General features: G+C 33.9%; 28 protein-coding genes. 9 read left to right on the top strand and 19 right to left on the bottom strand.

What is annotated here, in order from left to right; genetic code table 11:
- The first annotated feature begins 3 nt into the window (after window positions 1-3).
- The gene (locus VB798_RS12040; protein ID WP_407654152.1) at window positions 4-729 is read left to right on the top strand and encodes an RluA family pseudouridine synthase; all 726 of its coding nucleotides are present in this window, start codon (window positions 4-6) and stop codon (window positions 727-729) included.
- Window positions 730-1,126: 397 nt separating this feature from the next.
- On the opposite strand, the gene VB798_RS12035 is transcribed toward VB798_RS12040, so the two are convergent.
- From VB798_RS12035 to VB798_RS24370, 3 genes are all read right to left on the bottom strand, one after another.
- Window positions 1,127-1,537 carry an RrF2 family transcriptional regulator gene (locus VB798_RS12035; RefSeq protein WP_323258715.1) on the bottom strand — a complete coding sequence of 137 codons (411 nt, stop codon included), beginning with the start codon at window positions 1,535-1,537 and terminating at the stop codon, window positions 1,127-1,129.
- 494 nt (window positions 1,538-2,031) lie between these two features.
- Window positions 2,032-3,240 (bottom strand): GTP-binding protein, encoded by a 1,209-nt coding sequence (locus tag VB798_RS12030; RefSeq protein WP_323258714.1) that lies wholly within the window; start codon window positions 3,238-3,240, stop codon window positions 2,032-2,034.
- On the bottom strand, window positions 3,207-3,614 hold the full coding sequence (locus VB798_RS24370; RefSeq protein WP_407654151.1) for a MerC domain-containing protein: 408 nt from the start codon (window positions 3,612-3,614) through the stop codon (window positions 3,207-3,209). The genes VB798_RS12030 and VB798_RS24370 overlap by 34 nt, the downstream gene beginning before the upstream one ends.
- Before the next feature lie 121 nt (window positions 3,615-3,735).
- On the opposite strand from VB798_RS24370, the gene VB798_RS12025 reads away from it, so the two are divergent.
- Complete coding sequence (locus tag VB798_RS12025) at window positions 3,736-4,287, top strand: hypothetical protein (RefSeq protein ID WP_323258713.1); 552 nt, start codon at window positions 3,736-3,738, stop codon at window positions 4,285-4,287.
- 87 nt (window positions 4,288-4,374) lie between these two features.
- Here VB798_RS12025 and VB798_RS12020 read toward each other — a convergent pair whose 3' ends face one another.
- On the bottom strand, window positions 4,375-4,884 hold the full coding sequence (locus tag VB798_RS12020) for a DUF192 domain-containing protein (RefSeq protein WP_323258712.1): 510 nt from the start codon (window positions 4,882-4,884) through the stop codon (window positions 4,375-4,377).
- Window positions 4,885-5,187: 303 nt separating this feature from the next.
- Here VB798_RS12020 and VB798_RS12015 point away from each other — a divergent pair, with 303 nt between their 5' ends.
- Genes VB798_RS12015 through VB798_RS12005 form a run of 3 tightly spaced genes read left to right on the top strand, consistent with a single transcriptional unit; the run spans window position 5,188 to window position 6,649 of the window.
- Entirely contained in the window at window positions 5,188-5,805 is a 618-nt protein-coding gene (locus VB798_RS12015) for a DedA family protein (protein ID WP_323258711.1), read from the top strand.
- Window positions 5,806-5,832: 27 nt separating this feature from the next.
- Complete coding sequence (locus VB798_RS12010) at window positions 5,833-6,300, top strand: NADH-quinone oxidoreductase subunit A (protein ID WP_323258750.1); 468 nt, start codon at window positions 5,833-5,835, stop codon at window positions 6,298-6,300.
- Window positions 6,301-6,313: 13 nt separating this feature from the next.
- Window positions 6,314-6,649, top strand: coding sequence for a hypothetical protein (locus tag VB798_RS12005; protein WP_323258710.1), 336 nt, complete (start codon window positions 6,314-6,316; stop codon window positions 6,647-6,649).
- Window position 6,650: 1 nt separating this feature from the next.
- Here the strand turns inward: VB798_RS12005 and VB798_RS12000 are convergent, their stop codons facing one another.
- Window positions 6,651-7,682: a PorP/SprF family type IX secretion system membrane protein gene (locus tag VB798_RS12000; protein WP_323258709.1), complete on the bottom strand. Its 1,032-nt coding sequence runs from the start codon at window positions 7,680-7,682 to the stop codon at window positions 6,651-6,653.
- A gap of 505 nt (window positions 7,683-8,187) precedes the next feature.
- Between VB798_RS12000 and bshC the strand changes: the two genes are divergently transcribed.
- The gene (bshC, locus tag VB798_RS11995) at window positions 8,188-9,735 is read left to right on the top strand and encodes a bacillithiol biosynthesis cysteine-adding enzyme BshC (RefSeq protein WP_323258708.1); all 1,548 of its coding nucleotides are present in this window, start codon (window positions 8,188-8,190) and stop codon (window positions 9,733-9,735) included.
- 75 nt (window positions 9,736-9,810) lie between these two features.
- On the opposite strand, the gene VB798_RS11990 is transcribed toward bshC, so the two are convergent.
- Window positions 9,811-10,278 carry an Lrp/AsnC family transcriptional regulator gene (locus VB798_RS11990; protein ID WP_323258707.1) on the bottom strand — a complete coding sequence of 156 codons (468 nt, stop codon included), beginning with the start codon at window positions 10,276-10,278 and terminating at the stop codon, window positions 9,811-9,813.
- Between the two features lie 292 nt (window positions 10,279-10,570).
- Window positions 10,571-10,855 carry a TIGR03643 family protein gene (locus VB798_RS11985; RefSeq protein ID WP_323258706.1) on the bottom strand — a complete coding sequence of 95 codons (285 nt, stop codon included), beginning with the start codon at window positions 10,853-10,855 and terminating at the stop codon, window positions 10,571-10,573.
- Between the two features lie 303 nt (window positions 10,856-11,158).
- Between VB798_RS11985 and VB798_RS11980 the strand changes: the two genes are divergently transcribed.
- Window positions 11,159-12,832, top strand: coding sequence for a glutamine--tRNA ligase/YqeY domain fusion protein (locus tag VB798_RS11980; RefSeq protein WP_323258705.1), 1,674 nt, complete (start codon window positions 11,159-11,161; stop codon window positions 12,830-12,832).
- A gap of 69 nt (window positions 12,833-12,901) precedes the next feature.
- Here VB798_RS11980 and VB798_RS11975 read toward each other — a convergent pair whose 3' ends face one another.
- From VB798_RS11975 to VB798_RS11940, 8 genes are all read right to left on the bottom strand, one after another.
- Complete coding sequence (locus tag VB798_RS11975; RefSeq protein ID WP_323258704.1) at window positions 12,902-13,459, bottom strand: hypothetical protein; 558 nt, start codon at window positions 13,457-13,459, stop codon at window positions 12,902-12,904.
- An 8-nt stretch (window positions 13,460-13,467) separates the two neighbouring features.
- The gene (ftsY, locus tag VB798_RS11970; RefSeq protein WP_323258703.1) at window positions 13,468-14,439 is read right to left on the bottom strand and encodes a signal recognition particle-docking protein FtsY; all 972 of its coding nucleotides are present in this window, start codon (window positions 14,437-14,439) and stop codon (window positions 13,468-13,470) included.
- Window positions 14,440-14,633: 194 nt separating this feature from the next.
- On the bottom strand, window positions 14,634-14,786 hold the full coding sequence (locus VB798_RS11965) for a DUF4295 domain-containing protein (RefSeq protein WP_309924211.1): 153 nt from the start codon (window positions 14,784-14,786) through the stop codon (window positions 14,634-14,636).
- Window positions 14,787-14,907: 121 nt separating this feature from the next.
- Complete coding sequence (gene rpmG / locus VB798_RS11960; RefSeq protein WP_184135005.1) at window positions 14,908-15,090, bottom strand: 50S ribosomal protein L33; 183 nt, start codon at window positions 15,088-15,090, stop codon at window positions 14,908-14,910.
- Window positions 15,091-15,396: 306 nt separating this feature from the next.
- Window positions 15,397-17,016, bottom strand: coding sequence for an acyl-CoA carboxylase subunit beta (locus VB798_RS11955; protein ID WP_323258702.1), 1,620 nt, complete (start codon window positions 17,014-17,016; stop codon window positions 15,397-15,399).
- Window positions 17,017-17,320: 304 nt separating this feature from the next.
- Window positions 17,321-17,788, bottom strand: coding sequence for a DUF3299 domain-containing protein (locus tag VB798_RS11950; RefSeq protein ID WP_407654149.1), 468 nt, complete (start codon window positions 17,786-17,788; stop codon window positions 17,321-17,323).
- A gap of 183 nt (window positions 17,789-17,971) precedes the next feature.
- Complete coding sequence (locus VB798_RS11945; protein ID WP_323258701.1) at window positions 17,972-19,225, bottom strand: ABC transporter permease; 1,254 nt, start codon at window positions 19,223-19,225, stop codon at window positions 17,972-17,974.
- A gap of 3 nt (window positions 19,226-19,228) precedes the next feature.
- Window positions 19,229-19,855, bottom strand: a complete 627-nt coding sequence (locus tag VB798_RS11940; RefSeq protein ID WP_323258700.1) for an ABC transporter ATP-binding protein — start codon at window positions 19,853-19,855, stop codon at window positions 19,229-19,231.
- A gap of 252 nt (window positions 19,856-20,107) precedes the next feature.
- Between VB798_RS11940 and VB798_RS11935 the strand changes: the two genes are divergently transcribed.
- The gene (locus tag VB798_RS11935) at window positions 20,108-21,319 is read left to right on the top strand and encodes a hypothetical protein (protein WP_323258699.1); all 1,212 of its coding nucleotides are present in this window, start codon (window positions 20,108-20,110) and stop codon (window positions 21,317-21,319) included.
- A gap of 48 nt (window positions 21,320-21,367) precedes the next feature.
- Here the strand turns inward: VB798_RS11935 and VB798_RS11930 are convergent, their stop codons facing one another.
- A complete protein-coding gene (locus VB798_RS11930) occupies window positions 21,368-21,991 on the bottom strand; it encodes a hypothetical protein (RefSeq protein WP_323258698.1) in 624 nt (207 codons plus the stop codon).
- Window positions 21,992-22,301: 310 nt separating this feature from the next.
- On the opposite strand from VB798_RS11930, the gene VB798_RS11925 reads away from it, so the two are divergent.
- Complete coding sequence (locus tag VB798_RS11925; protein WP_323258697.1) at window positions 22,302-23,261, top strand: AAA family ATPase; 960 nt, start codon at window positions 22,302-22,304, stop codon at window positions 23,259-23,261.
- A gap of 70 nt (window positions 23,262-23,331) precedes the next feature.
- On the opposite strand, the gene VB798_RS11920 is transcribed toward VB798_RS11925, so the two are convergent.
- From VB798_RS11920 to VB798_RS11910, 3 genes are all read right to left on the bottom strand, one after another.
- Window positions 23,332-24,279: a glycosyltransferase family 2 protein gene (locus VB798_RS11920; RefSeq protein WP_323258696.1), complete on the bottom strand. Its 948-nt coding sequence runs from the start codon at window positions 24,277-24,279 to the stop codon at window positions 23,332-23,334.
- An 89-nt stretch (window positions 24,280-24,368) separates the two neighbouring features.
- Window positions 24,369-25,076, bottom strand: a complete 708-nt coding sequence (locus VB798_RS11915; RefSeq protein WP_323258695.1) for a glycosyltransferase family 2 protein — start codon at window positions 25,074-25,076, stop codon at window positions 24,369-24,371.
- A gap of 202 nt (window positions 25,077-25,278) precedes the next feature.
- Entirely contained in the window at window positions 25,279-26,169 is an 891-nt protein-coding gene (locus VB798_RS11910; protein WP_323258694.1) for a DMT family transporter, read from the bottom strand.
- Window positions 26,170-26,212: the final 43 nt, after the last annotated feature.

Genomic DNA, 26,212 nt, shown 5'->3' with positions numbered 1-26,212 from the left:
AAAATGAAAGACTTTCACGTAGTTTATGAAGACAATCATATTATAATTGTCAATAAAAGGGCTGGAATTTTAGTGCAGGGGGATTCTACTGGTGATAGAACATTAACAGATGCGGTTAAAGAATATATCAAAAAAGAATATAACAAACCGGGAGATGTATTTTTACATCCAGTTCATCGTCTTGACAGACCTGTAAGTGGTTTAGTGATTTTTGCTAGAACCTCTAAAGGCTTGGAGAGAATGATGGAATTGTTCAGAAAAAGGGATATTCAAAAAACCTATTGGGCAATTGTAAGACGCAAACCTAAAGATGCTAAAGGGAAATTAGTGCATTGGATTGTGAAAGATGAGGCTAAAAACGTGGTAACAGCTCATGAAGTAGAAGTAAAGGGCTCGCAAAAAGCGGAACTTAACTATAAAGTTTTGGGGGAAATCAACAAACACTTTTTAATTGAAGTTGAACCCATTACTGGCAGACCTCACCAGATTCGAGTTCAACTTGCTTCAATGGGTTGTCCAATTCGTGGAGACTTAAAATATGGTTTTGACCGCCCTAATGCTGATGCAAGTATTAATTTACATGCAAGAAGAGTCTATTTTATTCATCCAATTAAGAAAGAGCCTATTATTTGTAAGGCTGCAGTTCCAGCAAATGCTTTCTGGGAAGAGTTCTTAGAACTTGATCCAGATGATTTCAAACAAAAGAATCTGGATTTTCTTCATGAATAAGTGGATGATGAGAAACATCATTTGAAATTTGTTCGAAGAGGTCGCTCATTGAATGCTTAACACCTTGAAGTATCCCCGATACAATGCTAAGAGGAAGAATTAATGGCAAAAATATAAGCCATTGTAAAATCATGAATTGATTAAATTTTTTCATTGTATTATTTATATTATTGATAGTGGTTGGTTATTGCTAATTGTGTTGTAAAAATATTAATTATTCTTAATATATCAACATTTTTTACTTTGAAAATATTACAATAAAATAATATTTTTTCTGTCAATATATCAAAAAGGCTCATGATTATTCAAAATCATGAGCCTTTTGTCTTTAAACTTTTGAAAAGTAAGTTGTTAACTTTATCAATAAAAATAGCCCTAGCTAAAACTAGGGCTATTTTTATTTCACTAAATCCATCAATGTGTTGGCTTCTAAAACGGCTAGATTGGCATCTCTCCATTTTTCCATAACATTTCTTAATGAACAACTTTCCTCATCTCCACAGTCATCACATTTTCCGTAGAAATGCAATGAAACACATAAAGTTGGTGAAATTGGACCATCGATGATACGAATGATTTTAGCAAAACTTACTTGGTCTGGTGGAATTCTCAAATAATAGCCTCCGCCTTTTCCTTTTTGGCTTTGTAAAAGCCCATGATTGCGTAATTCAAGGAGGATTGCTTCTAAAAATTTCTTAGGAATATTTTCTGATTCAGCAATATTTGAAATAAGTAATGGACCTTTTTCATACTCACGAGCTAGTACTTTTAAGGCTTTCAAAGCATATTTAGCTTTTTTAGAAATCATAATGATGAAGTTTTAATTTTTTGCTTCGTCCATAAAATACTTGTAATGAAACATTTTATGCCTGCACTTTTTAGTGAAAAGCTAATATTATATCTACTAAGTTCAGGAATTCCATTCGATTGATAGACAAAAGTACATAAATTATCATAATTTATAATACGATTGATAATTCATAGAAACCAAATAATTTTGAGGGGCTCTCGAAAAATATAAATAATATCACAAAATAGTTATATGCTTTGTGTGTTTTTCGGAAAATGAGGCTGATTGCTTTTATTTTCAAGCATTCATTAAAATTTTTCACAATACTTTTTCTGAGAAAATCCACAGTTTTTATTCGATAGTGTGAATTTTGAGTCAAATTGGGGATTTTTTTGTACAGATTTCTGCAATAGATGTGTAGCAGCTTTTTGAAATTTCTGTAGATAGAACAAAACCCACAAACTAGAAGTCTGTGGGTTTGTGTATCACACTACCTTTATTTTACTAAGTTTTTATTGAAATGTTGGAAATGGATCTGTGAATTTCCCTCTCTTTTCCATCAACATGATTTCATCTTCTGTACAAATACAGGTTTCTAATTCTTCAATGATGGTTTCTTTGTCTAAATCTTGACCGATAATTACCAATTCGTTTACTCTATCGCCAAATCGCTCATCCCAACGTTGCATGATGATTTCTTGATTTTCTTTCCAAGCTGGATACCATATTCTTTCCCAAGATGGTACTCCTGCCCACCAAGTACCTGCTGAATCTGCTCGTACAGAACCACCAGCTTGCCCCCAATTGAGTGCATCTTTTGGTCGTGAAGCAATCCAGAATAAACCTTTTGAACGGATAATTCCTCCATGCCAATAATTATTAATATAATTCCAGAATCTTTCTGGATGAAAAGGACGGGCATCTCTGAAAACAAAGGAGCTAATGCCATACTCTTCGGTTTCGGGTGTATGCTTTGCTTTATTTAATTCTTCGATCCATCCGCTTGAAGTAGAAGCTTCTTCAAAGTCAAACATGCCAGTATTCAGGATTTCACTTGGATTTATTTTTCCAAATGACGATTGAAGTACTTTCGCATTAGGATTCAATTTTTGAATAATTGCTTTTAATTCCCCAAGTTTCTGTGGGTCAAGTAAATCGGTTTTGTTCAGTACGATTACGTTGGCAAATTCAATTTGGTCTGTCAGAAGATTCACGATTGCTCTAGCATCACTTGGGTCTTCATCATTCATTCCACGTGTCCAAATGGTATCAATCGAACCAAAGTCTTTCGCAAAATTGAAACAATCAACTACGGTTACCATTGTGTCAAGTCTTGAGAATTTGGATAAATCAATACCATTTGCTTCATCTACATAACTAAATGTTTGCGCAATGGGCAGAGGTTCGGAAATACCTGTCGATTCAATCAAAAGATAATCAAAGCGATTTTCTTTGGCTAAACGTTCTACCTCTTGCATCAAATCTTCACGAAGTGTACAACAAATGCAGCCGTTAGACATTTCAACCAACTTTTCTTCGGTTCTTGATAAAGTATTTTCTTGTTTTACCAACTGGGCATCTACATTGATTTCACTCATATCATTTACAATGACGGCAACCTTCAGGTTTTCTTTATTGTGTAAGATATGATTGAGTAAAGATGTTTTTCCAGCGCCTAAAAAACCGCTTAGGACTGTAACTGGGAGTTTTTTATGTGACATTTCTTGCAATTTCTAAGGTTGACTAAATGAGTGATAATTAAAGCAATTGACGAAAAATAGCCTACTAGATTCAAGTACTTGAAATCTTCTTCGAACAAAATGCAGCAGGCAAAAAGTGTGAAGAAGCTCCAAAAGGCAATAGTTATTTTGGAAGAAGTAGCTTCTTTAGTCGTGAAATAAACAGCGATGAAACAGATTGTTAGGAATAAGTAATCCCAATAATGGATTCCTTCATGAGATGAAATTTCCATTTTGGTTTCATAAAATGTTTTAACGAACATCACAATGGGTGTAGCTAAACAATGCACAAGGCAGATTCCTGAACCTGCTATGCCCAAGTAATCGTAAAGATATTTTGAGATTGAATTTTTCATATTTGCAACATTGTTGCAAATATAGAAGGAAGATTTTTTATTTTCGCAACAATAGTGCAAAAATATTCAGAACAAATATTATCTTTGCAACAGTATTGCAATTATATAAAAATCAACAGATATGAAATTGACAAAAAGATTACTCTTGACGCCAATGATAGCAATGGTTTTGCTTTCGGCTTGCAAAAAAGATGAACCTATCCCACAAGAAGACAATGAAAACTTAACTACGGTAAGTTTAAAATTTACGGAGAATGGCGTTACTAAAACATTTTCGTTCAAAGACCTTGATGGAACTGGAGGAAATGCGCCAACGATTGATAAGATTTCATTAGAAGTAAATAAGACTTACACTTTAGCAGTAGCGATTTTAGATGAAACAAAATCGCCAGTTGAAAATATTACAGAAGAAATTGAAGAGCAAAAAGATGAACATTTGTTTGAGTACATTTCTAATCCTACTTCATTATTGACATTTTCTGGAAAAGATAAAGATTCAAGAGGCTATGATGTTGGTTTGGCTGCAACAGTGAAAACGTCAGCCGCTGGCACAGGAAAATTGCAAGTTGTACTTCATCACCAACCACCAGTAAATGGTACTCCAGTTAAAAATGGTTCATTTACAGTTGGTAGCACAGATTTTGACGGAACGTTTGACGTGGAGATTAAGTAGATTTTAGAAGCAAGAAATAAGACTAAAGTATAATAGCTCTCTTTTATCTTGTCTCTTGCTTCTTGTCTCTGACTTGACAAAACCTCTTTAAAATTTCAACAAATCTCCTTTCTCAATTCCTTTCCTTTTGCAGTATCCTGCATTTACTTCTAACACATATTTTGCATTTTCGTAGGATGGAATCGCTTCTTCTGAAAATGGAATTCTGTTGGCTTGTATCGTTACGATTTTCTTTTGCTCATCTAAAAACATGATGTCTAGCGGAATAAAAGTATTTTTCATCCAAAAACTTTGTGGTTCATTGTTGGGCATGATGAATAACATGCCACAAGAATCGGGCATCGAACGACGAAACATTAATCCTTGTTCGGTTTCTTTGTCATTATCTGCAATTTCTATTGTTAACTTTTCTTTAATTCTCACAAATTCCAATTCTCCTTCTTTAGTAAAAACTGGTTCAGCAATATCTGTATTTGGACTGGTAATTGCTGTTTCAGTTTCGGCAGAAGGCGTATTGAAATAGCTAATTAAGCTTGAAGAGAAGAATCCACCCAAAAGTAGTACAAGTACTAAAAAGATAATAATTGCTTTTTTCATCGTATATAATTCTGGAAAGTATGTTGTTGAGTAATATTAGATTAATTAATGATTTTAGGATTAGAAAATTTGATTGAAATTTAAGTAATTTTACTTGTTATATATCCAATTTCAACGAAAACGCTTGCCCAATCATTTTATTTTAAAAGCATAAAAATTCTATTTTAACAATACAATTAAACAGATTGGCAGACTAATTTTAACATTAAAACTGTTTATACTTTAACTAACGTTGAAAAAAGCCTCTTTATAGACAAAAGTATTTTTATACTTCAGCCCAAAAGGCATTTCATCTACTTTAAAATGGACATATCCGAAATCATTAAATACTTATCTGATTCTAAAGAAATCATTGGTGCGGGTCTTTTTGCGATTACCTTTGTAGTATATGCCGAAAACGGATTGTTTTTTGCTTTTTTCCTTCCGGGTGATTATCTGCTTTTTTTAACGGGTGTTTTTGTAGGAACAGGCTTCTTGAAATATGCTATCGGAACAGTTTTATTGTACCTTTTTGTGGCGGCTGTTTTGGGCTCATTGACTGGCTTTCTGTTTGGGCGGTTTTTTGGGAGTAACCTCGAAAATAAACCAGATACTTGGTATTTCAAGCAAAAACATTTGGATTCTACTCGTGATTTTTTTGAAAAGTACGGTAGCCAAGCCTTAATAATTTGTCGATTTTTACCATACATTCGTACTTTTGCGCCAATTTTGGCAGGAATTAGTAGAATGAATTATCCCAAATACCTTTTTTATAATGTAGTTGGCGGAGCCGTTTGGGTGGGTTCTTTAGTAGGTGGCGGTTATTATTTTGGCGTAGAATTCCCTTGGATTATCAATTACGTTCATTACGTCATCTTTTTCTTTTTAGCAATTACTACTTTTACAGTGGTAAAAGGGTATCTGAATTTTCGGAATAAATAAAATCTCAGAACGAGATTCTCAATGACAATGCTTACAGATTTTGGTTATATCTTACTTTTTATCATTTCAGCGATAGTTTTTGTTGCTGTCATTTTGTTTCTCGCAAAACTCATTCGCCCCAATCGTCCGAATGAAGAAAAACTCACTACTTATGAATCTGGCGAAGAACCAGACGGAAACGCCAATGTCCGTTTTAACATTCGTTTTTATGTAATCGCCTTGATTTTTATCCTTTTTGATGTAGAACTTATCTTTTTATTTCCTTGGGCAACTGTTTTCGGGAATAAGCGACTAATTGCTGAAACAGATGGTTTGTGGGGTTGGTTTTCGTTGGTTGAAATGTTTGTATTTGTGGGCGTATTACTCATTGGTTTGGCTTATGCGTGGATAAAAGGACATTTAGATTGGGTGCGCCCTGAAGTAAAAACTACTGAATACGAATCAAAGATTCCAACATCACTTTACGATAAAATCAATCAAAAGTATAGCCAGTAAAACCATTAATATCTTGGAGAATCGTAGAAAAGCCTTCTTTTTTACCATTTATTGTCCTTTTCTAAATGTTGATGGCATGGCGATTTTCCCGTTTGTATTGGTCAAATCAAAAAATCCTCCTGGAGTATTGCTGAATCATGAGCGTATTCATCTTGCTCAACAAATTGAATTATTCATTTTGCCTTTCTATTGTTGGTACTTGTTGGCATATTGTTGGAACAGATTTAAAGGACAAAATCATCATCAAGCTTACCGAAATATTATTTTTGAAAAGGAGGCTTATGAAAATGACGAAAATCTACAATATTTAACAAATCGTAAAAATTGGGATTTTTTAAAGTATCGATAAATTACCATAAATTTTGCGGACAAAGTACTCGTCGGCGATTGTTCAACATTACGCCAATCACTACTTCATGTGAACCTCTGGAACGTTCTTTCAATCCCGATAAAGTAAAGTCGTAAGAGTAACCTAAATTAATTAAGGAGCTGATATTTACGCCTAACAACCCTACAAAAGCATCTTTATGTCTGTAAGAAGTTCCGAACCAAAATCTATCTCGGAAAACAGCTTTCACATTTACATCAAAACTTAAAGGAGCTTGTGCGACTCTTTTGATAAGCGTAGAAGGGATAATCGTCCAAGCGTCACTAATTTCTTGTCTGAAACCTGCTGTTAAAAAGTAATGAGGAATGGCATTTCCAATCCAACTTTGAGTATTGTTGTCTTTATTTTTATAATTAAAGCTGTTGAAAATAAATTGATTCGCTGAAATTCCAACAAAAAAAGTTTTGGAGTATAACCAAGTGCCTACATTCAGGTTGGGCTGAATGGCTGTCAGTTTAGAGCCTGCAACAATTACTTGATCTGGGTTGTCTTTTACTTGTACTTTACTAAAATCAACACCATACTGTGAGATTCCACCCGAAAACCCAACAGCTAATTTAATTTTATTGGTTACTGGAACATGTAAAGCGTAACTCAGATTCAAACTATTCTGAGTATTTGCGCCTGTTTTATCAGCAACCAAGATAAAGCCAATGCCATGATGGGCTGGTACTTTGGCAGAACCGTTGAAATTATTTGAAAGTGCCATTGGGCGACGAATAGATTTACTAAAATTGGGTCTTGCTCCAGTACTTGTAATATCTGTTTTGCCAATTGCTAAATGTGCCGAAACATAGTAAGTAAGTGGAGCGCCTTCAAAATCTGTCCATTGATTTCTGTAACCTGTTTTAATATCTGTATAGTCTTCAATCCCAGAAACGGCTGGGTTGATTAAATAACTGTTCATCATGTATTGACTATACTGTGGTTTGGTTTGGGCAACTGCCAAAAAATGAGCAGTAATTATCAAAAAGACAAGTATAATTTTTTGCATAAGAGCGATGAAGTTCACATTTTAAAATAAAGATAAGAATTAAAGAAGTTTTTTTTGTAATATTCTAACAACAGTCCAACCTTTTTAAAGGATTTGATGTCTCTTAGAGTACTTGTAGATAATTTATGGGGTAAATTGGCTTAAGCAGAAGGCTGATTGAGAATAGAATAGGGGAAAGAGCTTAGTTTATTGTCGTTCAGTTAAATAATTAATAATCAAAGATATAAGTAAAATAATTTGATTGTTTTGAAACCTTATTCCTTTTTATCACGTAAATGAAAATGAACGACGATTAGATTTTTCATGAAGTATATTCTAAATACATTTCATGAAAATTAAAGATAATTAAATAGCTTATGGAGAATATCGAAAGCCTTTAGGAAATTTCTAAAGGCTTTTTTGTTGAATTTTTTATAGGAAAAGAACAAAGTCTAAAAGTTCTACGTTAAACTTGTAATTCAAACAAGACTGTCTGGATTTTACATATCAAACGCATAAGGCAATAATGCAAATACATCAACTACCTTTAGAGACCGTAAATCAATTTTCGTCTCTTTTCTTAGACTTCATCAATCAAAACACAAAAACGAAAGATTTTTACGAGAATTATCCATCCATTCAAGGTTTTGAAAAACAAATTGCGCTAAAACAGTTTGATGTTACTAAACGCAAAGTTTTAGTAGAAACGTTAAAACAGCAGTATTCAGGTATAAGTAATCACCCAGATTTTGATATTCTTTTATCAGAAAATACTTTCACGGTTACAACTGGACACCAACTTAATATTTTTACAGGACCACTTTATGTGATTTATAAATTGGTTACGGTGATTAACTTGGCAAAATCATTAAAAAAAGCCTTTCCTGAGTACAACTTTGTGCCAGTTTATTGGATGGCAACTGAAGACCATGATTTTGCAGAAATCAATCATTTTTCTTTATTCGGAAAAAAACTAGCTTGGGAAACGGCTCAAAAAGGGGCAGTTGGAAGAATGAATCCTAAGGAATTGGAAAGTTTGATAACAGAAATGGCTGAATGTCCTGCTGTTTTCAAAGATGCTTATCTGAACAGCGAAACACTTGCAAATGCTGCCCGATGTTACGCCAACGAATTGTTCGGAAACCAAGGTTTAGTCTGTATTGATGCCGATGATAGAAACCTAAAAAAACTTTTTGCACCCATTATTAAAAACGATTTACTGCATCACACCGCTTTTGATGTTGTCTCAAAAACTTCTGAAAATCTCGAATCTTTGGGTTATAAAACCCAAATTTCCCCACGTGAAATCAACTTCTTTTATTTGGACAATGGTCTGCGTGAACGCATTATAAAAGAAGAAAATACGTATAAAATCCTCAATACTGATTTATCTTTTTCTGAAACAGAAATACTGACGATACTTGAGAATGAACCAGAAAAGTTCAGTCCGAATGTGGTATTAAGACCTGTTTACGAAGAAGTAATTCTTCCGAATTTGGCTTATATCGGCGGGCCTTCAGAAGTGCCTTACTGGTTGCAATTGAAGAGTATTTTTGATTTTCATCAAGTTGAATTTCCAATTTTAATGCCACGGAATTTTTGTTTGGTAGTTAACAAAGCAACAGCCAAGAAAATGGAAAAATTGGATTTAACGAGCGAAGATTTATTCTTAGATGAAATTAGTTTGAAAAAGAATTTCATTGAAAAACATACTGAAAATAGTTTAAGTTTATCAAGTGAGAGTAATGCTTTTGTGCAGGTTTTTGATGAAATTTTGGTAAAAGCTGTTAAAATTGATAAAACGCTTGAAGGCGCAGTAAAAGGCGAACAACAAAAAGTATTGAATGCCCTTGAAAACTTAGAAAAGCGTTTGAAAAAGGCTGAGGAAAGAAATCATGAAACTGAAGTAAATCAGCTTTTGGGCGTAAAACAAAAGCTTTTCCCGAATGGAACGCCACAGGAACGAAGCGAAAACTTCTTGAATTTCTATTTGAATAATCCTGAATTTTTAAATCAGGTTTCCGGAGTATTTGACCCGCTGAATTTTAAATTTTATGTAATTATAGAAGAATAAAAACATTTGTTCATAAAAAAAGAGGAAAGTATTCTTGTATACTTTCCTCTTTTTTTATGCCTTTTTGGATGATATTCAAGGAATTGGTAATACTTTGCTTTCCTTAAAAGTTGACAGAATGACCATCGTTTGTGTACCTGCAACTTCTTCAATTTCATTGATTTTTTCAAGCATCAATTTTTGATATGAAGCAATATCTTTAGCAATTATCTTCAATAAGAAATCTCCAGAACCTGTAACGTGGTGACATTCAATGACTTCTGGAATTTGGTTGATTTGTGCAACGAACGATTCTGTTACTTGTTTTTTATGTCCAATTAAAGTAACAGTAACGAATGTGGTAACTCCTAAGCCTACTTTTTCACGATTTAATTGTGCGTGATAACTTTCAATAATCCCCGCAGTTTCTAATTTTTTAACACGTTCAAGTGTTGGTGCAGGTGATAGTCCTATTTCTTTTGATAATTGTGCATTAGTAATTTTAGCATTTTGTTGTAAAATTTCTAATACTTTATGGTCTATTTGATCTAGTTTAATACTCATTTCTTCGGAGTTTAGAATTGATGAAAGCCAAAAACACCATTGATAATTTCAATGGTTTTCAGAATTACATGATTGTTAGTAATGGGTTATTTTTAGTGCGATAGGAAATCTATTGCAAATCTAATAGCTTTTTTGTGATTTTTATAAGAAATTCTACAAAAAAGCAGTTTTTTAGAATAATATTTTTATTATTCGGTAATTATATACCTATCTATTAATAAAATTCTGTGAAAACAGAATTTATAAATGAAAATAGGAAAATTCAAAACAGAATCTTATTTTGTATAAATGCCTACTTTCGCTTAGAAATTTTGTTGAAAGAAATTTTTCTTTGCAAAGTACATTTAAAACGAAAGTCTTCAGCAAGACTTTTAGCTTGATGTTTCGTTGCTCTGCCTTGTACACGTTCACGCCACATTCGCCACGACGAGGCTTTCATTTCTCTTCGCATCAATTCGATTACTTCTTGTTCTTTCAGTCCGAATTGTACTAGAATGGCGTCGAATGGAGTGCGGTCTTCCCATGCCATTTCAATTATTCTATCAATATCTTGTTCGTTAAGTAATAAATCTTTCAATGTTATGTTTATGAATTAGTGAGTTGTGATTGCGGAAATCGTTTCAACAATGGTCATTCTGATAGTTGATATTTTTAAACTATGTATAAGTTATGAGTTGGAAACTCGTTCCACTGACATTCTAAAGCCCATTGCTTATAACCTTCGTAGCTAAAAAATGTTTTTTAAATCTGATTTGCTAGAAAACGCTGATTCATTCCCTAAAAAATCCGTAATTTCGTAAGATAGTCTTGTCACGATTTTGTTAATTAGCAAAACAAATGCTAATATGCGATAACCAACAAATTGATAACGATTCAGCTTATGGCAGAAGAAGAAAAAAAATCACTTAATTTCCTTGAACAAATTGTAGAAGAAGATTTACAATCGGGTAAACACGGTGGACGTGTTTTGACTCGTTTTCCACCTGAACCTAATGGATATTTACACATTGGGCATGCTAAATCAATTTGCTTGAACTTTGGCTTGGCTGCAAAATATGGCGGACAAACGAATCTTCGTTTTGATGATACTAATCCAGAAAAAGAAGAGACAGAATATGTAGATTCTATCAAAGCTGATGTACGTTGGCTTGGATTTGAATGGGCTGGCGAAGAATTGTATGCTTCTAATTATTTTGAAAGCCTTTATCAGTTTGCTGTAACACTTATCAAAAAAGGTTTGGCTTATGTAGATGACCAAACGTCTGAGCAAATCGCTTCTCAAAAAGGTAACCCTAATTTCCCCGGTGAAGATAGCCCTTACCGTTATCGTACTGTGGAAGAAAATTTAGATTTGTTCAGTAGAATGCGAGCTGGTGAGTTTGGAGATGGAGCCAAAGTATTGAGAGCTAAAATTGATATGGCGCATCCGAACATGCACATGCGTGATCCTTTGATGTATCGTATTAAACACGCTCCGCATCACCGTACTGGTGATACTTGGTGTATTTATCCGATGTATGATTTTGCCCATGGCCAGTCGGATTCTATCGAAGAAATCACCCATTCTGTTTGTACTTTGGAGTTTGATGTTCATCGTCCATTATACGAATGGTTTATCGAAAAATTAGGCATTTATCCTTCGCATCAATACGAATTTGCCCGTTTGAATCTTACTCATACAGTAATGAGCAAACGCAAATTACTTCAATTAGTGAACGAAGGAGTGGTAGATGGTTGGGACGACCCACGTATGCCAACGATTTCTGCATTGCGTCGTCGTGGTTTTACGCCAGCGTCAATTCGTAATTTTTGCGAGAAAATTGGTGTTGCCAAAAGAGATAATTTAATCGACGTAGGAGTATTAGATTACTGCGTTAGAGAGGATTTGAATAAATTGGCGACGAGAGTAATGGCGGTTTTAGACCCATTAAAAGTAGTTATTACCAATTACCCTAAAGGCGAAGTAGAAGAATTACAAGTAGAGAACAACCCAGAAGACGTAAATTCAGGAAGTCGTGCTGTACCATTTAGTCGTGAGATTTATATTGAACGAGATGATTTTATGGAGGTTCCGATGAAGAAATTTTTCCGTTTAGGTCCTGGTTTGATGGTTCGTTTAAAAGGTGCTTATATTATCAAATGTGATGATTTCATCAAAGACGAATTTGGTAATATTACCGAACTTCATTGTAGTTATATTCCAGAAAGCCGTTCGGGTTCTGATACTTCTGGTATCAATGTAAAAGGGACGATTCACTGGGTGTCAATTCAACATGCCGTAAAAGCAGAAGTAAGAATCTATGATAGATTATTGATTTTGGAAGATGCTTCGCAAGTAGGAGATGACTTCAAGAAATTTATCAATCCAGATTCTTTGACAGTTCTTCCTGAAGTATTTGTAGAACCTAGTCTGAAAGAAGCGAAAGTAGGAACCAATTACCAATTTATGCGTAAAGGCTATTTCTGTTTAGATTTAGATGCTACAGAAGAACACTTGGTTTTCAATAGAACCGTAGGCTTGAAAGATACTTGGGTAAAAGAGAAAAGTAAGTAATAAGGATTCTTTGCTATAAAAAAGGTTGCTAATATTTGTACAAGAACAAATGTTAGCAACCTTTTTCTTTTAGTAAGAAGCTTGATAATCAATCGTAAAAACAGTAATTGATATTTTGTCTTTACTTACTTTAATGGGGAAAATATTACCATTGCCATCGAAAGAGTTTGCGTATAATCCTTTATCGCCTTCACGAACAAATAAAGAATATCGTCCTTCTTCTAGGCTTACACAAAATTTACCATCTTCATCAGATTTTACACTTTTAATAAATTTGGTAGCAATGGTTTGATAAAAACCGTTTTCACGGGTTGTTTCTGCGGTATTTGTAAGGTCGTAAACAACTAATTCTCTTTGTGCTGGTTTGGCTTTCGGTGTTGGTTTATCAGGTGAAGGCATCATATTTCCAGCCTTCCAGAAAATAGTTCCACAAATTCCCTGCTGTACCAAAGCCGAACTACTGGAGTCTGCTTTAGCACCAGTGGATGTTTCGTTGTTTGAAATTATCTTTTGTACAGAAGCAGGAAGTGTAATTTTCCTTTTTAATTTTTTCTTGGTCTTCTGTCCAAAAGTACCAATCATCGAAAGGCACCCTAGAATGAGTATGAAGATTTTTACTTTGATCATATCAAAGATTATTTTCTCTTGAACAATGAATCAACAAATTCTTTTTTATTGAAAACCTGTAAATCTTCTATTTTTTCACCCACACCAATGTATTTCACAGGAATTTTAAATTGGTCAGAAATTCCGATTACTACACCACCTTTGGCAGTCCCATCTAATTTAGTGATAGCCAAAGCCGTAACGTCTGTAGTTTTTGTAAATTCTTGTGCTTGGATAAAAGCATTTTGTCCTGTAGAACCATCTAAAACCAATAAAATCTCATGCGGAGCATCAGGTAAAAACTTCTGCATCACACGCTTGATTTTAGAAAGCTCATTCATCAAGTTTACTTTATTGTGCAAACGCCCAGCCGTATCAATAATTACAACGTCAGCTTCTTGTTCAACTGCTTGTTTTACGGTATCATAAGCCACAGAAGCAGGATCGCTGTTCATTCCGTGGTCTATTACAGTTACGCCTACTCTTTGTCCCCAAAGTTTCAATTGGTCAACAGCAGCGGCTCTAAAAGTATCGCCTGCACCTAATATTACTTTGTTTCCTGCTTTATGAAATTGCGAAGCCAGTTTTCCAATGGTAGTTGTTTTACCAACGCCGTTGACGCCCACAACCATAATCACATAAGGCTTCACATTTGCTTTGAAGGCATTTGAAACATCGTCAGATTTATTTTGTGCCAATAATTCAGCAATTTCTTCTCTGAGTAATCCGTCTAATTCGGCTGTTGTTACAAATTTATCTCTGGCTACACGTTCTTCAATTCTACGGATAATTTTAAGGGTTGTATCAACGCCAACATCCGAAGAGATTAAAATTTCTTCTAATTCATCTAATACCTCTTCATCGACTTTAGATTTGCCGACCACCGCTCTACTCAATTTAGAAAAAAGCCCTTCTTTGGTTTTTTCTAATCCTTTATCAAGCGTTTCTTTTTCTTCGGTATTTAAGGTTTCTTTTTTCTTAAAAAAATCAAATAAGCCCATGTTTTGGTTATCAGTTTTCAGTTATCGTTTTGGTTTGTAGCAGTCAACTATTGGAGATTCAATATCATTAGCTGAAATTACCCAATTTTTTCTCTTTAAACTAATATTAAATAAGCTACAAATTTTCCAAATATAAAACAAAAAAAGTCCCCTAACTTTATTTAGATAGGGGACTTTCTTTAAAGTCGAAAAGATTAACCTTTCAACGCTGCTGCTACTTCGTCTTGAAGAACGATTTCTTCTTTGAATGTGTAAGCACCAGTAGCAGGGTTTTTCACTGCTTTAACGATTTTTGCGTATTTTACGCCACCTTCTTTCTTAAGGGTTGCAACTACTTTCTTTGCCATTTCTTTGTATAAGTTATTGTTATCCGTTTTGAGTTATCGACTGATTACAACCTAATTGATGAGCAAACTCAGCAATTACGATAACACAGACTTGATAACTTGTAATTGACAACTAAATGAATTACTTAATTTCTTTATGAACAGTCACTTTCTTCATGAAAGGATTGTATTTCTTCAACTCTAAACGAGCTGTAGTGTTTTTACGGTTTTTCTTAGTGATGTAACGAGACATCCCTGGAACGCCTGAAGTTTTTTGCTCAGTACATTCCAAAATCACTTGGATTCTATTGCCTTTCTTAGCCATTGCTTTGTTTGCTTAATTGGTTATAAAAAATCGTTTTCTATTGATTATCAGTAAATTACAACCAAATCAAACTGAAAAACGAAGATGTGTCTTTGAAACAGGACTGCAAAGGTAGTAAATGTTTGAGTTTTAGACAAATATGTTTTCAAAAGTTTTTAATAAATATTTGTATAAAGTGAAAAATAGTCAATTTTAGCCCTTTTTAACCCAATTTATCTTTGAATCTTTCATTTTTCAAGAATATTTGTTCGCCTCTTCAACGATTCTTCGCTTCTTAAAATCTGTATTATTTCAAGATTTTGATAATCAAACTTGTAAAATACCTGTTTTAAATTCTTTTGTAATTGGTGAATGATTCGCCGCTGCAATACTTGTTGAAATGATACTTCTCGTAGCTAATGGCTCTATAATTTCATCTACCCATAATCTTGCAGCAGCATAATAAGGCGTAGTTTGTGTGTTGTATTTGTCTTTGATTTCCTTCAAAATATTATCCTCGTCTTCTTTGCTGATTACTTTTCCTTTCGCTTTCATTGATGCTACTTGAGTTTGTAATAAAGTTTGCGCAGCTTGTTCACCGCCCATTACGGCAATTTTTGCACTTGGCCAAGCATAAATAAAACGTGGGTCGAATGCCTTGCCACACATGGCATAATTGCCTGCTCCGTAAGAATTTCCAATGATAATTGTGATTTTTGGAACGATAGAATTAGACACTGCATTCACCATTTTAGCACCATCTTTAATAATTCCTGAATGTTCTGAACGGCTACCGACCATAAAGCCTGTAACATCTTGCAAGAAAATCAAAGGGATTTTCTTTTGATTGCAATTCATGATAAAACGAGCGGCTTTATCGGCTGAATCATTATAAATTACTCCACCGATTTGTACTTCACCTTTAGTGTTTTTGATGACTAATCGCTGATTCGCCACAATACCAACTGCCCAGCCATCAATGCGAGCATAGCCACAAATAATTGTTTTTCCATACTCTTTTTTAAATTCATCAAACTCGGATTCATCTACCAAACGTTCGATGATTTCACGCATATTGTATGGTTTGGTTCTGAGTTCTGGCAAAATATCCAATATTTCTTCCAAATTTTTAGTCGGACTCTTTGGAGTACTTCTATTAAAGCCAGCTTTTTCAAACTGTCCTAATTTACCAATGGTTCTTTTGATTTGGTCGAGACATTCTTGTTCGGTATCAAACTGATAATCGGCATTGCCCGAAATAGCATTATGCGTATTGGCTCCGCCCAAGGTTTCAGCATCAATTTCTTCACCAATGGCAGCTTTTACTAAATAAGGTCCTGCCAAAAAGATAGAACTTTGTCCTTTTACCATTAGCGTTTCGTCCGACATGATTGGCAAGTAAGCACCACCTGCCACACAACTTCCCAACACAGCAGAGATTTGGGTGATTCCCATCGCACTCATGATAGAATTATTGTAGAATACTTTACCGAAATGTTCTTTGTCAGGAAAAATTTCGTCTTGCATCGGTAAAAAAACGCCTGCGCTATCTACCAAGTAAATGATTGGTAATTGATTTTGCATGGCAATTTCCTGAAAACGAAGGTTCTTTTTACCCGTAATCGGGAAGTAAGCACCTGCCTTTACAGTTTGGTCGTTGGCAACGATAACACACAATTGTCCCGAAACATAACCTAAACCACCAACTGTTCCACCCGCTGGACAACCACCATATTCTTCGTACATTTCATATCCTACAAAAGCGCCAATTTCTTGAAATTCGCTTCCTTCATCTATTAAATAATCAATGCGCTCACGGGCTATTAATTTGCCACGTTCATGTTGCTTTTGAATATTTTTAAGACCACCACCTTCTTTTATTTTTACTAAACGTTGCTTCATTTCTGAAAGCAATTGTTCATGAAATACTTTATTTGATTCAGACATAATTTTAGGAGATTTGAGATTATTGATGAATTGTAAATGGTATTATTGTTGGATAATTTACAATTATTTTTTGATAGTGTAATTTTCTGATAAAAATGGATTTTCAGTAGAATGTTTGGAGATAAGCTTGATAAAGTATTTTATGATGTTGGATAATTCGTATTTTGATACGCTAAGAATTTGTTTTCGTTTTAGAATCGAAATATTATTTGTTTGAATAAAATTTAAAAAACTTTTTTTAGATTACTCCACAAAAAAAGCCAGAAGAATTGCTTCCTCTGGCTTCAATATAAATCATACTTTATTACTCTTCTAAATCTGCTTCTTCTAAGATATAATTCATTTCATAAATATCATCAGCATTGAGCTTGAGTTTACCTTTGAAAGTGTGCATTTCATCTGTTTTGTATTTATGAGTGGCACCTTTTTTAGGCTTTAAAGACATGACAGATTCTGGACCAGCACCACCACAGAAAAAGCACTGACTGTATGGAAATGCCGAAAGTACATACATATTCGTAGCAGCATCCACAGGAATTACATAGCCTTTAATGATTACTTCTTTATTTTCTAATTTCTTTATGCCTGGGCCAAAAGTTGGATATAGCATAAAAATAGATTCTTGTGGATACCATTTTTTCTTGAAAACGACATCTTTCAGAATATCCCAAGTAAGTTTTTCAGCAGGTAAAGCCACTGGCTTTTTCATGGGTGTTGCAGCCGATAAAGCCAAAAATAAAACACCGAATACGAGTAATGATTTTATTTTCATTTTTAGTTTTTTGTTGATTTGTTGTTAGCCTTGAGCAAAGAGCCATAAGCTGTGAGCTAAAAAATGGAAAACTTAAAGCTCGTAGTTCAAGGTTTATTTAGTTTTTACTGATTTTTTAGTAAGCTTTGATGAGCTATGAGCTAAAAAAATGAAAGCTCAAGGCTCATAGCTCACAGCTAAAAGCTATTCATCCGCTAAAGTTCTTGAAATATCTATTTTATAAATACCCAAAGATGGAATAGCTGCTGCCAATAAACCAATGAATAATGCTCCGAGGAATAACCAAAATTCTTCTGTCAACAAAGATAAAACGTTGAAGTCGTAATGAAAATTTTGTTCTACATTTTTCGACATCAACCAAAGTCCAAGCCTACTTAATGCCACGCCAAATACAAAACCAATCGTGCTGATTATCAAGCCTTCTAAGAGTAAAAGAAAGAATAATTTGGTTCTACTTGCTCCCATCGAAAGCATCAGAGCCATCTCATATTTTCGCTCTTTGAGTGAATTATACAGTGAAACAAATACACTTAAACCCGAAACGATGATGATGACCAAAGCAATAATTTTTAAAGTATCAATGCCAAAACCCATCAAAGCAAACAAACGATTGATTTCGATGGCAGGTGAAGCCGTTTGCATAGTAGTATTTTGATTGATACTCCTTGCCATCATCATGCCCATCGCAGGATTTCTGAATTTTATCAGCATCGAAGTAATTTCTTTAGCTTCTTCGTCATGATGATGTTCTTCGTCCATACTTGTTTCTTCTTCTAAAAGCTTCAAGGCATTTGCTCCTTTGCCAACTTCTTCTTCGTGGTGGGAATCATGTACCGCCCAAACACTTTCGAGCGGTGTCACCATCAATTGGTCGAGTACCGAATTGGTATTTTTCAAGATACCAACTACTTTAAATTTCTTTTCTTCGTGAACGTCTCCTTCTTGATCGTAGCCATGTTGCGAAGCAAAAGTATCACCAACTTTTAGTTCCAAATTTTTGGCAACTTTCGAACCTACGACCATTTCCATTGCTCCCGAAAATACTTTTCCAGCTTCATATTCAGCTTCAAAATGTTGTAGGTACTTTTCGTTTGTACCCACAATTCTATAACCTTGATAGCTATCGCCCATAGATAATGGAATGACTGATTTCACTAAAGGATTACGAGTAAGACGGTTGGCTTCGTCCAAAGAAATATTCCCTGTCGGAGCGTCAATTTGGTAAATACTGGCTAAAATTAATTGTAGCGGACTCCCTTTTGCCCCAACAACCATATCGATGCCTGCTACATTTCGGGTAAATTTTTCTTCTAACTGTTTACCAGCCAAGAGCAACAACGAAATAATGGCAATACCCAAAGCCATTAATAAAATACTTAAAAAACTGGTGAGTGGTTTGTCTTTAAGGTTACTCCAAGATATTTTTAGTAAGTTCATCTGCTATAAATTTATACGTTTTTCCACCACATCTTTTAGGCGTTGGTCGTGCGTAACTACTACCAAGCTTGCTCCAATTTCTTCAATTTGCTTTTTCAATAAATCCACTACTTTCAAGCAATTATCATCGTCCAAACTTGAGGTTGGTTCGTCTGCCAAAATCACAGAAGGTTTATTCATCAAGGCTCTGGCAATACTTACTCTTTGCTGTTCGCCTTGTGATAATTGCGTGGTTTTTTTATGCAAATGTTCGGCAAAGCCCAAGCTTTCTGCCAAATGTTTGGCGAGGTCTTTTGCTTGAGATTTTCCTGCTAAATAATTTGCTAAAAGTAAATTCTCTAATACCGAAAGTGAATGAACAAAATGAGGTTTTTGATAAATAATTCCTACATTCTTTGCTCTGAAATCTGCTGCTGAACTGACTGAAAAATCACTAATTTCTTGGTTATTAATCTGAATTTTACCACCCGAAGGTTTCAATAAAAGAGCCATTAAATGTAAAAAAGTAGTTTTACCTCTTCCTGATTTACCCAAAATAAGCATTGTTTCACGGTCTGAACAGGAAAAGTCTGGAAAAGTAAAGCTCTTTTCACAGGAATAAGAGAAGGTTAAGTTTTGGGTGGCTATCATGCTGTTGATGTTTTTACAAAGATAACCAATGCAATGATATTGCAAGAAGTTTGAAGAATAGTTTAATAATTAGGCTATAGGAATTTAATGGGACATAGCTAAATAAATACAATATCGTCCATTGTTTTTGTTTTGGTAATAGTTTAGCTTTAGCGTAGATTTTATATTATAATATCACCTGTTTTTGTGTGATTTAAATTTAATAAGTTCTGTAAAGCATTTTCAATCAAAAATTCTATAATCAAACATTACATGAAAAAACTACTATTTTCTTTATTCATTACAGTTCTGTCACACTATTCTAGCAAAGCTCAAAAAGAGTTTATGGTGGGTTATGTTGTTAATAATGCGGGCGATACTATCCGAGGCAAAATTGATAACAAAAAATGGGTTCAAGCTCCTTCTCAGATTACATTCAAACAAGAAAATCAAAATGCTATTAAGTATAGACTAAGCGATATTCAAAGCTTTGCTATCAATAATGAGGCAACTTATGTACGCAAGAAAATATCCTTGGATATTACCCCACACATGTCTGCTAAGTTATTACATAGCTATGATAGAGTACTTGTGGATACTACTGTGTTCCTGAAACAATTGATAAAAGGAAGGCTAAATTTATACTACTTGAAGGATGGTAACACAAAAGGACATTTCTTTATAGAGAAACTGAATGAACCAATTCAAGAGCTTATCGACCATCGTTTTCTTAGAAAGACGGAATCTGGTACTTTTGAAGTACATCTTGATACATACAACAAACAGTTGTATGATTTATGTGAGGACTGTTCAAATTATTCAGGGAAAATATTCAAGTACCCTTATCAAGAAACCGCACTAAGTCCATTAATATTAAAATATAACCTGTTTTTTGGAGATAATAAAGCTCTTGAATTATCAAAAAAAGAGAAGTTTAAATATACCTTTTTCCTACATGCTGCCATAGGAACTTACAGCTTTAATATTGATAGAAATTTATCTTATTATTCAGAAAACTATAATAAATCGGGATTGAAATCTGCATCAGTTGGAGCAGGGGTATTGTTTGACCTACCTTCAAAAAGAGGAAGATTAGGCATTAAAATAGAATTATTATATAATCACTACGAAGAGGATGTACAGTTATATCATACATATGAAATACCTACTAATACTTCTTATTTAGGATTATACATTGGTCCCCAATTTTCAATTTATAAAAATGTGCCTAAAAAGATTAATGTTTATTTGAATGCTGGGTTATCTCTAGAAAAGAGATTAGCTGAAAAAAGTACAGACTTTATTTATCAGGGTTTAGGTAATGCAGTGGGCTATAAACTGGGAATAGGTACAAAAATTAGTAGAATGAATGTTGAACTATCTTACAGTAAAACAGACGCTGGACTTAGACCTTTTGTTTACATAACAGGTAATATCCAAAAAGTTTCACTTGCACTTAGCTATGCGCTTGGGGAAAATAAGTAATATTTCATAATGATACTCTTCCTACAAATTTTTGGGAAGAGTATTGTTTTAAAACAAATAAAACATTCCTAAGCTAGTGTAATTAGATAGATTTCCATTAATGTCTAAGCTATGACTATTTTGTGAAAAGAAATCGTTACTACTATTTAAATAAGTATAATTCAGTGCAAATTGTCCTAGACTCATATTGAGCATGATTTTGTCCTTTATTTGATAGACAAAACTTAAAGGGGAAAAATCAATACTTGTATTTATTCCTTTGTTGTTTAATATCTCTGAAGACTCTGTTTTTCCTATCACTCCAGCCAAAGTAAAATTACTTTTAGGAGCAAAATAGAATTGATCAAATATCTTTATGAATTTTCCAACTTGTACAGCTGGACCAAGACTAATTTGTTGGGAGAAGCTTGTTACTTGGTTAAGAGAATGTCCTCCTAAAACAAAACCATAGGCTACATAGGAATTATTTTTTCTGATTTTCCCCGCTAAAAAGCTTATACTTACATTTGTATTCGTCGCTGAATATGGACTGCTGAACTTATATTTATATGTATCGTGATTTAATGATAATGACAGGTTACCACTATAAATCCTTTTGTCAATTAAACTTTGTGAGAATAAATTGAGCGAAGATAGCCAACAAAAGATAGAGATAAGTATAATTTTCTTCATTTTGGTACAAGTTTTAATAGAGATAAATAAACTTTTCAATCATCTAATTTTCAAATTTATGTTTACTTGAAAGCTATAAATATGAAAGCAATTTATTTAATTTCAATATTAATTCAATTAAATATCTACTATGAGCTCAATATATACAGTTATTAGACTACTAGAGTTAATGATTTGAATTTAGATTTTAGCCAGTGTATTGCCAATTTTTTTTCGTAAAATTGCTTTACATTAAACAATTTTAAAGGCTTTTATAAGGTAAATGTTGTGTTTTAATAAAGACAACATAAAACTTACCTCGATATAATATATGACTTCAAGAGAAAAAATAAATCAAGTATTTGAAGAAATGGGTAAGGTGGTGGTTGGTCATGAAAAATTGACGAATCGATTACTCATTGGTTTGTTTACTGGCGGACACGTTTTATTGGAAGGTGTGCCGGGTTTGGCTAAAACATTATCTGTAAACACTTTATCAAAAATTCTTAAACTAGATTTTCATAGAATTCAGTTTACGCCTGATTTACTTCCTGCCGATTTGATTGGAACGATGATTTACAGCCGTAAGTCAGATGATTTCGAAGTGAAAAAAGGTCCTGTTTTTGCCAATATTATTTTGGCTGATGAAGTAAACCGTGCGCCTGCAAAAGTACAATCTGCTCTTTTGGAAGCGATGCAGGAAAAACAAGTAACCATTGGTGATTTTACTTATCCGCTTGATAAACCTTTTTTGGTATTAGCTACCCAAAACCCTGTTGAGCAAGAAGGTACTTTCCCTTTGCCTGAAGCACAAGTAGATAGATTTATGCTAAAGGTTTTTGTGGATTATTTGAATAAAGAGCAAGAGTTGGAAGTAATGAGGAAGATGTCGAACATGGATTTTAATTATCAGCCTCAGGCGATTCTTGATAAAGAAGACATTTTTAAAATCCGAAAAGAGATTAACGATATTACGATTTCTGAAACGCTTGAAAAATATATTATTGAACTTATTTTTGCCACTCGTAAACCGGGTGATTATGGACTCAGAGAGGAAGCTCGTTATGTACAATTTGGGGCATCGCCTCGTGCAAGTATCAATTTGAATTTGGCTGCAAAAGTATTGGCATATTTGGATGGGAGAGATTATGTATTGCCAGAAGATATTAAAGAAATTGCACCAGATGTACTGAACCATAGAATTATGCTCAATTATGAAGCCGAAGCAGATGGTATTACAACAATGCAAGTAATTGATACAATTCTGAGAAGAGTAGCTATTGGTAGATAAAAAATAATGGGAATGATTTCAAAGTCATTCCCATTATTTTTTGCCAAGTAAATATTCATCACTAAATGATTTATTCTACAAATTCCTTGTTGTGAATTTCGCTTTTGATAATGAATAATGGTCTGTTTTTAGACTGGAAAAATACTCTAAGAATATATTCACCGAGTACTCCTAATGCAAATAATTGTACACCACTAAACAGTATAATCATGAAGAGCAAAGCAGGAAAACCTTCGATAACTTCTTGGAAATAATACTTCTTAATCAGTACGCTAATAAAATAAATCAATGAAACGATAATTGAAAATACTCCTAAGCGTGACACAAATTTGATGGGAAATTCACTAAAATTAAAAATGCCACTGTAGGCTAAATTGAAAAGTTGTTTGAAAGAATACTTCGATTCTCCTGCATGACGTTCTTCTCGTGCATACTCAACACCAATTTGTTTAAAGCCAACCCAAGTACGCATTCCTCTTAAGTAACGACTTTCCTCTGGCATTTTATTCATGATATTGACTACTCTGCGACTCATTAAAGCAAAATCACCACTATCTAATGGAATATCCACATAAGCGATACTTTTCAGTAAGCGATAGAAAAGATAATAAGCGCTTCTTTTTACAAAATTCTCTTTTCGTTGTTTGCGTACTGCATATACAACATCATAACCTTGTTTTAAATAAGGATAAAATTCGGTTAATAATTCTGGTGGATCTTGTAAATCGCCATCAATCACCATGACGGCTTCGCTACCTTTTGATACTGCCAAACCAGCAGTAAGGGCTAATTGGTGTCCGTGATTTCTGGCTAAAAATAAGCAATGATATCTTTCGTCGGTCAAAGCCAAAGCCTGCATCAGCTCTGCTGTGTTGTCACGACTTCCATCATCTATCAAAACAATTTCAATGCTTTCTTGAACCGAATCCATTAAGTTATTTAACCTTTCTACTAAAAATGGAAAAGTCTCACTTTCGTTATAGAGCGGGGCGATAATTGAAATTTGAGGGGTTTTCAAGGAATTAAAATGTTTGTGGGTGAAGGCAAGTCAGCGTTATGAATTGTGAATTTCAAACATTGATATATGCTACTTGTCAATATAAATTGCTATTTGAAAAGTCCGTATTTAAGAATACAATAAATCGCTCTGAAACCATCTTTCCAGTTTATTTTTTTGCCTTCTGCATAAGTTCTTCCATAGTACGAAATCCCTACTTCATAAATACGAATATTCTTAATTCTTGCAATTTTAGCAGTTACTTCTGGTTCAAAACCAAAACGATTTTCTTCTAAATGAATCCCTTTGATAATATCGGCACGAAACAGTTTGTAGCAAGTTTCCATGTCGGTAAGGTTCAAATTATTAAGCATATTGCTTAAAAAAGTAAGGAATTTGTTCCCAATTGTATGCCAAAAGAATAGAATTCTGTGGGCACGTCCACTGGCAAATCTTGAGCCATAAACAACATCAGCATGTCCATTGACAATTGGCATCAACAAGATATTATATTCGTTAGGGTCATATTCTAAATCGGCATCTTGGATGATGATTAAATCGCCAGTTGCTTTTTGAATACCAGTTCTAATGGCGGCTCCTTTACCTTGATTGACAGCATGGCTGTGATAACTAATCGGGAAATTATGTTGATTGATGTACTTTTCTATTTCAGTATTTGTATCATCTGTAGAACAGTCATTAACCACAATTACTTCTTTTTCGATGTCATTTACCAATTGTAATGCCCTGACTTTATCAAGAATTAAATGGATGGTTTTGGCTTCATTATAAGAAGGAATGACAATAGAAAGTTTCATTGAGTAAGAAAATTTAGGATTGGTTTATCGGTATAAACAAGTAAAGAATGTGTTGTTGAATAGATTCTGTGATAGAGAAATGAATCAAATCGTTCTGTACACGATAAACCTTAATTATAATTAGCCTCAAATATAGCGTAAAAAGTTTAGATTAAGCCTTTTGCTGTTCCAAAACCTGATTTGATTTTCCTTTTCAGCGTACTCAGTTTTTAGAGAATTTACTCTTTTTGAGCAATGGATACACTAAAACAGAAGCTAAAATGATGAATGTTCCTGCATAAAAACCTGTTGTCATCTGTTCTTTTTCTCCGAAAATTAAATAGGCTAAAATGATACCGTAAACGGGTTCAAGGTTTAAAGTAAGATTGAAAGTAAATGCCGAAAATTTTCGAATCAATTCTACTCCTTCGGCAAAAGCATATACTGTACAAACAAAAGCTAAAATCATTATCCAAAGCCAATCTAAACCTTGTGGTATGATTTTGAAATCGACACTTCCTTCAAAAAATAAATACACAACTGGCACAAAAGTGAAAATGGCAGCACCCAACATCTCATAAAATGTAATGATTTGTGGACTATGATGTTTGGCAAATCTGGAATTGATTACAGAAAAAAGAGCACTCAGAAATGCTGAGAAAACACCTACAAAAAGCCCAAGAATATGATTTACTTCAAACAAAAAGATTAAGTACAAACCTACAATTACCATCAAGCCCAAACCAACTTCTATAACCCTGATTTTTCTTTTATCCCAAATCGGTTCTAACAAACTTGTCCACAATGAGCCAGTTGAAAAACCTGCTAAACAAATGGCTACTGTCGATATTTTGGCAGCATAGAAAAACGTGAACCAGTGTAAAGCAATAATTCCGCCTGTTGCTAATAATTGCCAAGTAGCTTTGGTAGAAACTTTAATGGAAACGTTTTTCAAGTATAAATAAATAAACAAACCACCCGAAGCCAGGAGTGTTCTGAAAAAGACAACGCTTAAAGAATGTGCCGAAATTAATGCACCTAAAATAGCGGTAAACCCAGCGATGAGTACAACTAAATGGAGTTGGAAATAATCTTTTATACTGTTTGTTTTCATGAAGTTTTTTCGCCAAATGTTAATGGCAAATCACGTTAAAAAA

The organism is Arcicella lustrica, from assembly GCF_034930985.1.
GTDB classification, from domain to species: Bacteria; Bacteroidota; Bacteroidia; order Cytophagales; family Spirosomataceae; genus Arcicella; species Arcicella lustrica.
Note: the sequence above shows the minus strand (reverse complement) of the source record. Positions and strands in the feature narration are given on the sequence as shown.